The organism is Streptomyces sp. CA189 (assembly GCF_056428985.1).
The window spans coordinates 50,940-62,180 of sequence record NZ_JBWJVM010000054.1; the positions used below are offsets into that span (position 1 = coordinate 50,940).

Genomic DNA, 11,241 nt, shown 5'->3' on the forward strand with positions numbered 1-11,241 from the left:
ATGGCCGACCAGCCCAGCCTGTACGAGCGGTTCGCCGCCTCCGCCGAGCGATTCCCTCAGCTGAGCGCCCTGGAGCTCGGCGATACCAGGCTCACTTACGCGGAACTGGCCGGCCAGGCCCGCCGACTGGCGGCGCGCCTGCTCGCCGGTCTCGACGGACGCCCGCCACGGCGGGTCGGGGTGCTGGCCAACCGCAGCGTGGCGGCCTATGCGGGCTATCTGGCGGCCCAGCTGCTCGGCAGCACCGTGGTACCGCTGAACCCCCAGTTCCCGCCGGAGCGCCTGGCCGCCGTGGCCGGGCTGGCGGAACTCGACGTGGTCCTGGCCGAGCACCCCGCCGGAGACCTTCCGGTGCCAGTGGTCGATGCCGGCGGGGCGGCGGACAGCGCCGGGACGGGCGACGTGTGCGGGCGGCAGGAGCCGCAGGACATCGCGTACATCCTCTTCACCTCGGGCTCCACCGGCACCCCCAAGGGCGTGCCGGTACGGCAGGAGAACGTGGCGGCGCTGCTGGACCACATTATCCCGCGCTACGAGCTGGGCCCCGGCTGCCGGCTCTCCCAGACCTTCGACCTCACCTTCGACCTGTCGGTCTGGGACCTGTTCGCCGCCTGGGGCACTGGGGCCACGCTGGTTGTCCCGACCCGGAGCGAACTGGTCCGGCCGGCGCGCTTCGTCGCACAGCGGGAGGTCACGCACTGGTTCTCGGTGCCGTCGATCATCAACTTCGCCCACCGACTGGGGGATCTAGCCCCGGGCAGCATGCCGCGACTGCGCTGGAGCGGCTTCTGCGGCGAGCAGCTGACGCTGCAGCAGATCCGCCTGTGGCACGAGGCCGCTCCCGGCAGCGTGCTGGAAAACCTGTACGGACCGACCGAGGTCACCGTCGTGTGCTCCGACTACCGGCTGCCCGCCGATCCGGGCCAGTGGCCGACCACGTCGAACGGCACCGTGCCCATCGGAACGCCCTATCCGCACCTGGACTGCCTGGTGCTGGACGAGGACGGCAGCGAGGCCTCCGTAGGCGAGCTCTGCCTCCGTGGACCGCAGCGGTTTCCCGGGTATCTCGACCCGGCGGACAACGCGGGCCTGTTCGTCGCGTACGACGGGGTACGGGCGGCGCCATGGGAAGGCGGCGGCCCGGCGCCCGAGGTGTACTACCGGACCGGCGACCAGGTCGCGGTGGTCCACGGCGAGCTGGTGCACCTCGGCAGGCTGGACCAGCAGGTGAAGATCCGAGGGCATCGGATCGAACTCGGCGAGGTCGAAGCCGCACTGAGGTCTCTCCCCGGCATCACCGAAGCCGTGGTCCTGGCGCTGCCCGACACCTTCGGGGAGCCCGGGCTGGAGGCCTGCTACACCGGGGAGCGGCAGGACCCGGTGGCGCTGCGGACCAGACTGGGCAGGCTGCCCGGCTATATGCTCCCACGCGGCTTCACCCACCTGGACGCGTTTCCACTGAACACCAACGGAAAGACCGACCGCCGGGCGCTGACGGTGCTGCTGGAGCAGGAGGCGGTGCGATGAGCCGCAGGCTGCTACTGGTCGGCACCGCGCCGATGACCGAGGGCTACCTACGGGCCGCCGAGCGCCTCGGCCTGCAGGTCGGCCTGGTAGAGACTGCCGCCCGGGCCGCCGAGCTGCGCGAGCACTACCGGTGCGTGGTCGACACCGCCGAGGTCGGCCCAGCGGCGGTCGGCCGCGACGACGGCTGGTTCGGTCCGGTCCAGGCCCTGGCCCAGCGGCTGCATCCGGACGGGATCCTGGCCTCCTCGGAGATCCATGTACTGGCCGCCGCGATGGCCCAGGACCAGCTCGGCCTGCCCGGACCCGGACTCGACGCGGCCGCGATCTCCCGGGACAAGGGCCAGCAGCGGTTCCGGTTCGCCGCCGCCAGGCTGGCACAGCCCGCACACTTCAAGGCGCCCCGCCTCGGCGCCGCCGCCGACTGGGCGGCGGCCCGGTTCCCGGTGGTGGTCAAGCCGCTGAACCGGGCGGGCAGCGACGGGGTGGAGCGGATCGACGACGCCAATGGCTGGGCCGATGCCGTACGGCGGCGGGGCGACGAGGGGCCGTTGCTGGTCGAGGAGTTCGTCGAGGGGCAGGAGTACTCATGGGAGGGACTGGTGGCCGATGGCCGGGTCTGCTTCGGCAGCCTGACCCGGAAGCTCACCACCGGCGCCCCCGATTTCGTCGAGCTTGCACACTTCTCGGGCCATGAGCGGTTGAACCCCCGCCTGGGCCGGGCCTCGGACGCGCTGGGCCAGGCGGTGGCGGATGCGATCGGGATGCGGACCGGGATCATGTTCGTCGAATTCCGCACCCGAGCAGACCAACTCGTCATCATGGAGACGGCGGTGCGGGCGCCCGGCGACTTCTGCATGGACGCCATGTGTGTCAGCTACGGCATCGACCTGTTCGCCGAGGTTCTGGGGCTTGCACTCGGCGACACGATGCGCCCGGCGCCCGCCCCCGAGCCGCGGTACGGAGGCAGCTGTTTTCTGGTCGCCGACCGGCTGGGAGTGCTGAAGTCGACCGGCCAGGAGGAGTGGTCCAACTGGCCTGGAGTGCAGGCGAGCGGCGTCCTCGCCCGGCCCGGCGATCCGGTAGGGCCGCCGCGCTCGTCGCTGGACCGGCTGGCCTGGGCGCTGCTGGACTGCCCCGGCCACGGTGATTTGGGGGAGCTGATGGGTCGGCTGCACGCGGTCCGGCCCGCGCTGGCCGACACCCCTGTCCCGTGAGCACGGTGCCCTGACCAGGGCCGCGAACGGCAGCCATGCGCCGGCCTTGGTCAAGGACGAGCGGGTACGGCGGAACGGACGAGCGCAACGGGACCCGCCACGTCTGGTGGGCCATGGCCTCCGGTGCGGCCCGTACGGGGCGCCGTCTCCTGACGCCGCCCGAACTCGAGCGGCTCGACGCGCCGCGAGGGAGGCAAGCGGGCCCTTCCTGCCGTGTCACGACGTACTTCGCCGCTCGCCTCGGGGTCACCCTGGACGACCTCTGCTACCGGTACGAGCCGGGCTGGCGCCAGCAGTTGGAAGCCGCGCAGATCTACCGCCGGGGCCTGACCGGGCTGGAGCGCCCGTAGGTGTAGGTGATCCGGTGGCGGGAGAGGGCGTCGTGGCCCTCGGAGAAGAGCCGCCGCGCTTGTCTGCTTCGAATGAGACCTCCAGCCCGCGAGGTCGGCGAGGAAGGTCGCCTCGATCTCGTTGACCTGGTGCGCTCTCGGAGCCTTGTGCCACGGCTCCGAGGGGCCCCGCCCATGCCATCGGCGAGCTGGACATCCACTCCTTCTCTTCGGCCAGTTGATCCCTGAGTCGATTCGTCTCTCTTGGCGTGGAGGCTCTCGTCGCAGGTGAAGTTGAAAGTCTGATCCGAGGTCTATCGGCCCGTCGATTGCCTCACCGCACCCACGGGCCCGAATCAGGACGACGCCGAGAAGGGGAGCGCAACCGATGCCGGACAGTCTCACGGGGATGAGGATGCTGGAGCCGCTGGGGGTGAGTGGCGTGGAGAGCTCCATCTACATGCAGGTGCTCTCCGAACCCAGCAGTACTGTGGCGGATCTTGCGGGCCGTATCGGTATGTCTCCCGGCCGGATACGGAGAGCGCTTGCCTCTCTGGTGGACGCCGGACTCATCACTCGGGTTTCAGGCAAACCCGGCCGTTACCTGCCCGCCCCTCCGGACGTGGCGGTTGACGCTCTGGTCCGGCGCCGCCAGGAAGAGCTGGAACAGGCGCGTGGCCATGCGAGAGCCTTGGCCGATCTGCTGCGGGAGGCTCCCCGGAGCCGTGTCGACATGATCGAAATGATCGAAGGTGAGCAGGCCGTGGTGGAGCACGTACTGAGGCTCCAGCTCGGGGCACGTCAGGAAGTACTGATCGTCGACTGTCCTCCCTACCTGCACCGGCCGACCACGGGAAACCCGCAGGAAACACAGTCCATGCGTCGTGGTGTGACGTACCGGGCCATCTACCACGCTCCCGTACTGGACGAACCGGGCCGCATGGACGACTTGTTGGCCAATATCGCGGCAGGTGAGAAGGCGCGGGTACTACCCGCGGTCCGAATGAAGATGGTGATCGCTGACGGCCGGCAGGCGTTGATCCCGGTCAGTTTCGACGCCGCCGAACTGAGTGGTCTGATCCTGGTCCACGCGTCACCGCTACTGTCCGCGATCGTGACGTCGTTCGAGCATCTGTGGATGCAGGCCGTACCGGTGTCGGGGGGCCAGAAGGGCGGTGAGCCGGGCAAGTCGGATCGCGACATGCTCACCATGCTCGCCGCGGGGATGAAGGATCGAGCCATCGCAAGGGCGCTGGGTATCACAGAGCGCAGTGTCACCCGGCGGGTTGCCCACCTGCTGAAGACGCTCGGTGCGGAAACGCGGTTCCAGGCGGCTCTGCGGGCGGCCAAGCTGGGCTGGCTCTAGATTGTCGCGTCCGCCCCGGCACGGTGGTGTCTGCTACCCGTCGAACGTCTGCTTTCAGACGCGGCCGATGGCCTGCTCATGACAGCTCTGGGCTCGTAGAGTGCGCTTCGCTCCCCTACCCCCCCGCACTGTTCCGAGAAGGGGCACAATCACGTGATACGAAGAGTGCTCGCATGCTGTGTCACAGCCGCCACTACCTGCTTGTTCACCTTCGCATGGGCCGCCCCGGCGCAATCGCAGCCGGAGTCGGCGTCACAGCAGTCGAACTACATCGTGACCTTCAAGAGTTCGGTGAACGACCCGGCCGGTCTCGCCGACGAGCAGGTCCGCCGGCACGACGGCGCGGTGAAGTCCGTCTACCGGCACGCGCTGAAGGGCTACTCGGCGAAGCTCCCCGCCTCGGCGGTCACCCGCCTGCGGTCCGACCCGCGGGTCGCCTCCGTCGAGCTCGACCAGGTCGCCACCATCACCGCGCAGACGGTGCCAACGGGCGTGCAGCGGATCTTCGCCGACGAGAACGCCGACCTCGACGTCGACGGCGTGGACGACGTCCGGACCGACGCCGACATCGCGATCCTGGACACCGGCGTCGACCACGATCACCCCGATCTGAACGTGGTCGGACGAACCAACTGCGCCTACGGATTCGTCGGTTGCAACGACAACGACACCGAATCCGCCATGGACGACAACCACGGTCACGGAAGCCACGTGGCCGGCTCTGCGGCGGCGATCGACAACGGAATCGGCGTCGTCGGCGTAGCACCGGGTGCCCGGCTGTGGTCGGTCAAGGTCCTCAACGACTCGGGAAGCGGCTCCTTCAGCGACATCGCGGAAGGGCTCGACTGGGTGGCCGCCCGATCCACGACGATCGAGGTCGCCAACCTCAGCCTGGGCTGCGAGTGCACCAGCGCCGCCATCTCCACCGCCATCACCAACCTGGCGGACAAGGGCGTCGTCGTGGTGGTGGCCGCGGGCAACAGCGGGAAGGACGCATCCACCTTCTTTCCGGCCAATCACCCTGACGTGATCACCGTCTCGGCGCTCGCCGACTTCAACGGCGCCCCCGGCGGCGGGGCCGCCTCGACCTGCCGGGCCGAGACCGACGACACACTGGCCGACTTCTCCAACTTCGGTTCCACCGTGGAGATCGCCGCACCAGGCACGTGTATCTACTCGACCTCCCTGGACGGCGGCTACAGCACGCTGTCGGGAACATCGATGGCCAGCCCGCACGTGGCCGGGGCTGCCGCTTACTACGCCAGCCTGGACAACCCGAACAACCGGGCCGACGTTCTGAAGATCCGCGACGATCTCGTCTTCTCCGGCAACTCCGGCTGGACCGACGACTCCGGCGACGGCGTGAAGGAACCACTGCTCGACGTGGCCGCGCCTTCCGACCCCACCCAGCCCAGGGCCGGATTCACCGCCACCTGCGGGCCGACCATCTGCACCTTCGACGCCTCCGGCTCCACCGACGACGGCGCCATCACCACGTACGCGTGGACGTTCGGCGACGGATCCACCGGAAGCGGCAAGACCACCTCGCACACCTACGCCCCGGACAAGGTGTACACCGTCACCCTGAAGGTCACCGACAACACCGGCAAGACCGACGAGACCAGCCAGGGCATCATCGTCGGCAACCCCCCGCCCACCGCATCCTTCACCAGCAGCTGCTCCAGCCCGCGCGTCTGCACCTTCGACGCCTCCACCTCCGCCGACCCCGGCGGATCGGTCAGCAGCTACGCGTGGACGTTCGGAGACGGCACGACCGGCACCGGAAAGGCCCTCTCACACACCTACCCGGCGCCCGGCGGCGGAAGTTTCACTGTGAAGCTGACCGTGACCGACAACCAGGGCAAGACCGCCACCACGACCAAGACGATCACCGCCCCGCCCAACAAACTGCCGGTTCCGGCGATCAGCGCGGGATCCTGCCTGGCGTCCACACACAGCTGCTACCTCAACGGGTACGGGACTTCGGACCCGGACGGCGGCTTGGCCACCACCTTCGCCTACGCGTGGGACTACGGTGACGGCACCACGGGCACCGGCGTCAGCGTCCACCACAGCTTCCCCGCCGCCGGTACCTACACTGTGAAGCTCACCGCCACCGATGACGAGGGAACAAGCGCCACCACGACGAAGTCAGTCTTCGTACCGTAACCCCGAGATCAGCTATGCGAGTGGCGGGGCGCCGGGCGCCCCGCCACTCGCATGGGTTTCGCTACGAGTCCTGGCCAGTGAGCCCTTTCCAACCTGACCGTGATGCCGGGCTGTTGGGGGTCATGGGCTGTACGAAACGACGAAGCTCCTGGTAGACGGGTTCTCGACCAAGATCACCCATGTCTGCCAGGAGCTTCGCGTGCTTGTCTACCCGTCCTCGATTGATCTGTCCAGCAGCAGCCTGCGGCACCTGGCCACGCAGCTCGTAGCCCGGCGACGGGAGATCGGTACGCGGTGGAGACGACTGCCCGCCGGCCGCCAGGCCTTGCTGGCCCTGGCCCACCTGCGGTGCGGCGACACCTACGCCCAGCTCGCCGCTGGCTTCAAAATCGGCATCGCGACCGTCTACCGGTACATACGCGAGGCCATCGAGGTACTGGCCGCTCTCGCACCAACCTTGGCCAAGGCGATGGAGACCGCCCGGACGAAGGCATTCGTGATCCTGGACGGCACCCTGCTGCCGATCGACCGGATCGCCGTCGACACGCCTTACTACTCGGGGAAGCACAAACGACATGGCATGAATGTGCAGGTCCTCACCGACCCATTCGGACGGCTGCTCTGGGCTTCGGCCGCCCTGCCGGGTTCCATCCATGACCTGACGGCCGCCCGAGGTCACGGGATCGTCGAAGCACTGGCCGCCGCGGGAGTGAAATGCTGGGCGGACAAGGCCTACCAAGGCGCCGGCCGGCACATCCGAGTTCCCTTCCGGGGACGCCGGCTGAAGCGATGGAAGCGACGTCACAACAGCAGCCACGCCAAGATCCGGTGCGTCGGCGAGTAGGCCATGGCCGTCCTGAAGGGCTGGCGCCTGCTCCGGAAGCTCCGCTGCAGCACCAACCGGATCACCGACATCGTCAAGGCCGTACTCGTCCTCCACCACGCGTCAGCGTGAAGATGGAAAAGGCTCACTGACAACGGAAGAGAGTGCAGGTCAGACCAGATGCGAACCGAACTCCGGCGCTCCGCGCCTCCGCCCCAAGGACCCATTCCTCCCCGGCCTGAAGACCGGGGCCTCCTGGGAGAAATCAGGTGAATGTGCGATGTGCAGAGCCTGTTGCGCGGGCACGGAGGGTGGCCACGGGCAGCGCGCGCGGAGCCACTTCCTGAGTCTAATCGAGCGGTTGTGGTGTATCTGCATCCGTGGGTGCGGATGATATTGGGTGTGGATGACTGGGTCGGGTGGGATGATCCCGCCGAGCTACGGGTTCGGCTGGATATGGCGCTGGAGGAAATCGCCGGGCTGAGCGAGGAGAACAGACAACTTCGTACTCTCCTCGGCCCGCTGGCGGACTCCGTGCCGGTCCACGGCGTCGATCCCGAGGAAGGCCCACCGGGCCACGCACCCGCCCCGGATAGGTCGACGCCGCAGATGCTCTCGTCATCGGGGCTGCCGTACGCCGATGGGTCATCGGGCGGACAGGAGAAGCTGGCGCTGTTCCGGTCGCTGTTCGTCGGCCGGTCCGATGTGTTCGCCCGGCCCTGGGCCAACAGCAAGGGACGCTCGGGTTGGAGCCCGGCAACCGAGAAACCGCCTTGGGAACTGCGCGAGGGCGAGGAGCGGGTCCTCCTCACGCTGTCGGACGAGGCGCTGTTCGACCATCTGACGATGCCTGATCCGGGCATGGAGAAGAAGTTCGAGAAGCTCCACGCGGGCCTGTACCCGATGCTGCCGGATGACACCTGCCAGCTCCTCGCATGCGACTTCGACAAGGGAGACTGGCGCGGGGACGCCGGCGCGTACTACGCGGCCTGCCAGGCCGCCGGCGTTCCGGCCTCGATCGAGGTGTCCCGCTCAGGGCAGGGTGCGCACGTGTGGACGTTCTTCAGTGCGCCGGTGGCGGCCGTGCTGGCCCGCGACCTCGGCGCCGCGTTGCTCCGCGACGCGATCAGTTCCCGCAAGCAGATGTCGCTGGCCAGCTTCGACCGGTTCTTTCCCGCCCATTCCTTGTCAAGTCAGTGTGTTCAGCTGTGAGCCTCTGCCCAGGCGACGGAACGACTGCTGCCCCCGGGGGCGTGGTGAGCCTGGGGGCAGCAGTGTCTGGATAGAGTTCTATGGCTTTGGCTTACTGAACGGAATCACGTTTCCCTTGTTCTTCTGGTCCTTATTGGTCCTTGCCTTCTTCAGTTCGAGGGTGAGGACTGCTGCAGCAAGTGCTGTCTGCTCGGCGAGCCAGCGGGCCTCCCTCTCCCCGGTCCGCGCTTCCTTGAGGGATTCCCGGAGCTTGACGTTGTCGCGGCGGAGTCGCTTTTCGGTTTCCGGCATCTGATTGGTCTCGCTACGGACCCGGGCGTTGAATAGTTCCCGCAGGTCGGCATGTCGCTTATAGAGCGCCATGCGGTGGACATCGGCCTCGGCGGCGAGGCCCTCGACGGTGAGGCTGCCACTGGAGCGGGTGGGGGCACCCACCAGGAGGCGGTCGATGGCGGCGGTGATGCGCTCGCGTTCCTCAGCGTGCGGGACGGTGTCGTGGGTCATTCGAGGATCTCCTGGGCGGTGCGGGCGGTGGCGTCGTGGGTGTCGGCGACGCCGCGCCACTTTGCGGCTTCAGCGTGGAAGGCGTCGGCCATCGGGCCGGGGACGTGGATGGCCTGCCGTTCGAGGTCGTCGGCGTGGGCGCGCGCGGCTCGGGCATGTTCGTCGGTACGGACCGCGTTTCCGCAACCGAGCTGGCAGGCGAAGGGGAGCGGGGCGATCGCACCCGCGTCTGGCTTGCATTGCGCGGTGACGTGCTTGAAGGAGCAGAGCAGGAACGAGTCGGGGCTGTCGAACAGCAGGTGGCCGTCCAGTCGTTCGAGTCGTTTGGTGGCGTTCTGGGTGGTGAGGGCACCGGCGAACTGGGGTTCGTCGGCGGCGTCGGTCAGGGCTCGCCGGGCTGCGGGTCCGGAGATCTTCTCCCCTGCTGCGGCGGCGTCGCGGAGGTTGGCGGCCGCGTTGGCGGTGGAGAGGACGGTTTCCATGTCGAGGATGCTGTGCATGCCGCGCCGACCGCGGGCGCCGTAGCCGGCGGAGGTGCGGGCGTCGAGGAAGGCGCGCATGTGTCCGTACTGGATGGCCAGGGCCACCAGCCCGCCGGGCCGGCGGGCGACATGCCAGGCCAGTGTGCGCCGCCAGCGGATCAGGTTGATGGGACCGTGGGGATCGTCTGGGACTACTTGTCCCGGCAGGTCGTGGACGAGGGCCTCCTGGTTGATCCAGGCTACGAACTCCTGAATCCGCGCTGCGAGCGACTGCTTGCAGATGCTGCCCTGGTGCTGGCGGTCGTCCAGATCGTGGTGGGCGCTGCTGAGCAGGAGTTCGCCAGCGGGGACCATGCGTTCCAGGACGCGGATGGAGTGGACGACCGGCTGGATGGCGACCCAGGGGACGGTGCGTACTTCGCCGCCCGATATGTGGTGGCCGTCGTCGTCGGTGACGTTCTTGTAGTGGTGGCCGCTGATCAGGTGAGGGCCAGTGTCGTCGGCAGCGTCCTCGTCTCCACTACTGTGGACCAGGTGTCGGATGGTGCCGTCGGGAGCCGGGGCAGGTTCGGGGCAGCAGCCTGACCGCAACCCTTGCACCTCCTGCGGGCGCATCCCTGTCAGGTAGAAGATGATCACGGCTGCGGCTATGCCCAAGTGGCGCCGCAGTTCCACGGCCTCGTCGAAGTCGATGCTCTCGCGCCAGGGTCGGCCGTCGATCAGTCCGGTCACCGGCACCGACAATGGACACGGTCCTGGTCGCTCCGCTGCGAGCGCGGGCAGGCCGAACCTCGCTGCGGCCTGTTTCACCTGGTTCAGGCTGGCCCCGGTGCGCGCGGCAATGTAGATGCGGGCCAGGCCCCTGTTCCCCTTGGCCGTGGCGGTGGGAAGCGGAGCGGAGGAGGCCAGAAGCGGCTCCAGGTAGGCGTGCAGGGCTGCGTGGCCTTCGGGCGTGGACTTGTTGGCCTGGGCCTGGGCGGTCATGCGGATGCGCTCGTCCCAGGCGGCGAGGATGTCGTCGGCGAAGTCCTCGACCAGGCGGATCGCCCAGACCAGCAACGGGCCGACCACGCTCGGGTCCAGTGGCTCGGTGGTGTTCTCCCGGGTGCTGCGTTGCCCTTCGGCGGGCAGGTAGTCGTCGACGCCTTCGGTATCCCACGGTGGCCTGCCAACTCCCGTCGGCGTGGCGGTGAGCTGGTCGAACTCCCATAGGTCCGACAGCCAGGCGAGATACTTCTCCATCGTTCGGCGGGTGACTCCGGAGGCCAGGAGTTTGGCGGCGTAGGCGCGCCAGTAGTCGTCCGTGCAGTCGGCGAGCCGGACCACCTCATGCTTGCCCAACCAGCGGGACCAGCGCAGCCATTCGGTAATCCGCTGGTTCAGGGGGCCGGGGCCGTGGCGGGTGGTGCGGCCCCGGCCCTGGACGCGGGTGGGGCGTCGCTCGGCGTTCAGGAGGGTCCAGGCCAGAACCTCCAGTTCGCTCCGCAGCTCAGAAGCCGTTGTCGTACCGATCATGGAACGTGCAGGTCGAACAAGGTTCCTGGTCGGGTGATCTTGCGGTGGTGCGGACATGAAGGCGGGGCCTCTTGGTAGCTCGGGGGTGCGAACCTCACCG

Annotated in this window: 8 protein-coding genes and 1 pseudogene; 7 read left to right on the forward strand and 2 right to left on the reverse strand. The window is 68.4% G+C overall.

Going from position 1 to position 11,241, the window contains the following annotated elements; genetic code table 11:
• The 7 genes and pseudogenes from AC061S_RS30750 (at position 1) to AC061S_RS30780 (ending at position 8,640) form a co-directional block, all read left to right on the forward strand.
• Positions 1 to 1,527 carry an amino acid adenylation domain-containing protein gene (locus AC061S_RS30750; RefSeq protein WP_478689151.1) on the forward strand — a complete coding sequence of 509 codons (1,527 nt, stop codon included), beginning with the start codon at positions 1 to 3 and terminating at the stop codon, positions 1,525 to 1,527.
• A complete protein-coding gene (locus tag AC061S_RS30755) occupies positions 1,524 to 2,741 on the forward strand; it encodes an ATP-grasp domain-containing protein (RefSeq protein ID WP_478689152.1) in 1,218 nt (405 codons plus the stop codon). The genes AC061S_RS30750 and AC061S_RS30755 overlap by 4 nt, the downstream gene beginning before the upstream one ends.
• 113 nt (positions 2,742 to 2,854) lie before the next feature.
• The gene (locus tag AC061S_RS30760) at positions 2,855 to 3,091 is read left to right on the forward strand and encodes a hypothetical protein (RefSeq protein ID WP_478689153.1); all 237 of its coding nucleotides are present in this window, start codon (positions 2,855 to 2,857) and stop codon (positions 3,089 to 3,091) included.
• Between the two features lie 388 nt (positions 3,092 to 3,479).
• Positions 3,480 to 4,436, forward strand: coding sequence for a helix-turn-helix transcriptional regulator (locus AC061S_RS30765; RefSeq protein ID WP_478689154.1), 957 nt, complete (start codon positions 3,480 to 3,482; stop codon positions 4,434 to 4,436).
• A gap of 201 nt (positions 4,437 to 4,637) precedes the next feature.
• Positions 4,638 to 6,605, forward strand: a complete 1,968-nt coding sequence (locus AC061S_RS30770) for a PKD domain-containing protein (RefSeq protein WP_478689155.1) — start codon at positions 4,638 to 4,640, stop codon at positions 6,603 to 6,605.
• A 199-nt stretch (positions 6,606 to 6,804) separates the two neighbouring features.
• Positions 6,805 to 7,560 (forward strand): annotated as a pseudogene (locus AC061S_RS30775) (transposase family protein).
• Positions 7,561 to 7,830: 270 nt separating this feature from the next.
• Positions 7,831 to 8,640, forward strand: coding sequence for a TOTE conflict system archaeo-eukaryotic primase domain-containing protein (locus tag AC061S_RS30780; RefSeq protein ID WP_478689156.1), 810 nt, complete (start codon positions 7,831 to 7,833; stop codon positions 8,638 to 8,640).
• A gap of 78 nt (positions 8,641 to 8,718) precedes the next feature.
• Here the strand turns inward: AC061S_RS30780 and AC061S_RS30785 are convergent, their stop codons facing one another.
• Both AC061S_RS30785 and AC061S_RS30790 read right to left on the reverse strand, forming a co-directional pair.
• Positions 8,719 to 9,144, reverse strand: a complete 426-nt coding sequence (locus tag AC061S_RS30785) for a hypothetical protein (RefSeq protein ID WP_478689157.1) — start codon at positions 9,142 to 9,144, stop codon at positions 8,719 to 8,721.
• Positions 9,141 to 11,141: an integrase gene (locus tag AC061S_RS30790; RefSeq protein ID WP_478689158.1), complete on the reverse strand. Its 2,001-nt coding sequence runs from the start codon at positions 11,139 to 11,141 to the stop codon at positions 9,141 to 9,143. The genes AC061S_RS30785 and AC061S_RS30790 overlap by 4 nt, the downstream gene beginning before the upstream one ends.
• Positions 11,142 to 11,241: the final 100 nt, after the last annotated feature.

Bases quoted from the DNA above. Each gene is read 5' to 3' on its own strand.
- AC061S_RS30790 (WP_478689158.1), bottom strand. From the start codon at position 11,141: ATGATCGGTACGACAACGGCTTCTGAGCTGCGGAGCGAACTGGAGGTT.
- AC061S_RS30760 (WP_478689153.1), top strand. From the start codon at position 2,855: ATGGCCTCCGGTGCGGCCCGTACGGGGCGCCGTCTCCTGACGCCGCCC.
- AC061S_RS30765 (WP_478689154.1), top strand. From the start codon at position 3,480: ATGAGGATGCTGGAGCCGCTGGGGGTGAGTGGCGTGGAGAGCTCCATC.
- AC061S_RS30785 (WP_478689157.1), bottom strand. From the start codon at position 9,144: ATGACCCACGACACCGTCCCGCACGCTGAGGAACGCGAGCGCATCACC.
- AC061S_RS30755 (WP_478689152.1), top strand. From the start codon at position 1,524: ATGAGCCGCAGGCTGCTACTGGTCGGCACCGCGCCGATGACCGAGGGC.
- AC061S_RS30750 (WP_478689151.1), top strand. From the start codon at position 1: ATGGCCGACCAGCCCAGCCTGTACGAGCGGTTCGCCGCCTCCGCCGAG.